Annotated in this window: 1 protein-coding gene; it reads left to right on the forward strand. The window is 37.3% G+C overall.

Annotated elements, in window-relative coordinates; translation table 11 throughout:
- The coding region (locus PX636_RS09370) for a non-ribosomal peptide synthetase (protein WP_288116882.1) at positions 1-2,174 on the forward strand (2,174 nt) is incomplete at both ends.

The following is a 2,174-nucleotide window of genomic DNA, read 5'->3' on the forward strand; positions in this document are numbered from 1 at the left end:
GATTTTGGCGACAAAATCTTCAAGGTTTTACCTCTCCAACTCCATTAGTCGTTGATAAACCGTTAAATCCTCTTGTTACTCAAAGTAAAAATTATCTTCATCAAAAATCAAAACTTTCTCCAGAAATTACCAGTCGTCTGAAATTACTCGCCCAAGAATATCGCCTTACTCTTTCTACCCTAATTCAAGGAGCTTGGGCTTTATTATTACATCATTATAGTAGTGAATCTGATATTGTATTTGGGGCAACCGTTTCGGGACGACCGCCCAATTTTACAGGAATTGAATCGATGGTAGGGATGTTTTTAAATACCTTACCCGTTCGCATCCAAATTGAGCCTCAACTTGAATTATTAACTTGGTTTCAACAATTACAACAAGAGCATTTAGAACGAGAGCAATATAGTTATAGTTCTTTAATTGATATTCAAAAATGGAGTGAAATTCCGTCCCCTCATTCAGTTTTTGAAAGTTTTGTTGTCTTTGAAAATTTACCCTTTAGCGACAATGATAGTCAGAATTTAGGCGGTTTACAAGTCGGTGAAATGCAAGATTATGGCAATGCTGATTATCCCTTAACGGTTATTGTCACCCCTGGAGAAGCCTTAAGTATTAAAATTATTTATCCTCAAGAACGATTTGAAAATGACACCATTGAAAGGATATTAGGTCATTTTAAAACCTTATTAGAAGGAATCGCTATTAATCCCCATCGTCGGATTCAAGACTTACCTGTATTAACGGAAGCTGAACGTCAATTATTATTAATTGAATGGAATCAAACTGCACCCCAAAAGCCTCTAAAACACTGCGTTCATCAATTATTTGAGCAACAAACTCTCAAAACTACTTCAGCCATTGCCGTTGTTTTTCAAGAGCAACAATTAACCTACCAAGAACTGAATGAATCTGCTAATCAATTGGCTCATTATTTACAAAAAATTGGGGTGAGTTTTCAATCTTTAGTCGGGATTTGTTTAGAACGGTCTGTTAATATGGTAATTGCCGTTTTAGCAGTGTTAAAAGTAGGCGGTGTTTGTGTTCCCCTAGATCCAACCTATCCTCAAGAAAGACTTTCTTACATCCTGCAAGACACCCAAATCAAAACCTTATTAACCCAAAAAGATTGTCAATCCCTCTTAAACAGTGAAACCATTTCTCAACGGATTTTATTGGATGAACAAGGGTCAGAAATTGCCTTAGAACCCAAGACTAATCTTGACAACCCCGTGAGTTTAAAGGATTTGGCCTATATTATTTATAGTTCAGGCTCTACGGGTGTGCCAAAAGGGATTATGATCCTGCATCAATCCTTAACCAATATTATTGAGCATCATCAGGCGAAAATGTCACCGGAGAGAAATTTCTTACAATTTGCTCCCTTCAATTTCGATGTTAGCTATCACGAAATGTTTGCAGCCTGGTGTTTAGGGGGAAGCTTATTTATTGTTCCAGAAGATGCCCGCTTAGACCTTGCTAAAATAAGTCAATTATTGGCAAATAACCCCATTCATAAAGCGATTTTGCCCGTTACTTTGTTACAACAATTAATTGAAACCTATAGTGAGGAAACCTACTTATTTGCTAACTTGCGTGAAATTATTTCAGCTGGAGAGCAATTACAAATTACTCCAGCGATGATTTCTGCATTCAAGAAACTCGAACATTGTACGCTTTACAATTTTTATGGCCCGACAGAAGCGGATATCGTTACCAGTTATACCTTTGACCCTAATCCTGAGCTTTGGCCGAAGTATATTCCCATTGGTAAACCCGCGATTAATGTGCAAGTTTATATTTTAAATTCTCATCTTCAACCTGTACCCATCGGAGTCACTGGCGAGTTATATGTTGCGGGTGGCGGTTTAGCGCGGGGTTATTTCAACAATCCCCAATTAACCAAAGAAAAATTTATTGCTAATCCCTTTAGCGATAATTCATTGCTGTATAAAACTGGAGATTTAGCTCGTTATTTACCCAATGGAGACATTGAATATTTAGGAAGAATTGATGATGTGGTCAAAGTTAGAGGTTATAGAATTGAATTAGGGGAAGTAGAAACTATTTTAAATCAACATCCTCAAATTGCCCAAGCCATTGCTACAGTTCAGGGAGAAACCGCCAGAGAAAAATATTTAGCCGCTTATTTTATTCCCCGTCCAGGTGAAACCGTA

Source organism: Microcystis sp. M53598_WE2 (genome assembly GCF_030067735.1).
GTDB lineage: Bacteria > Cyanobacteriota > Cyanobacteriia > Cyanobacteriales > Microcystaceae > Microcystis > Microcystis aeruginosa.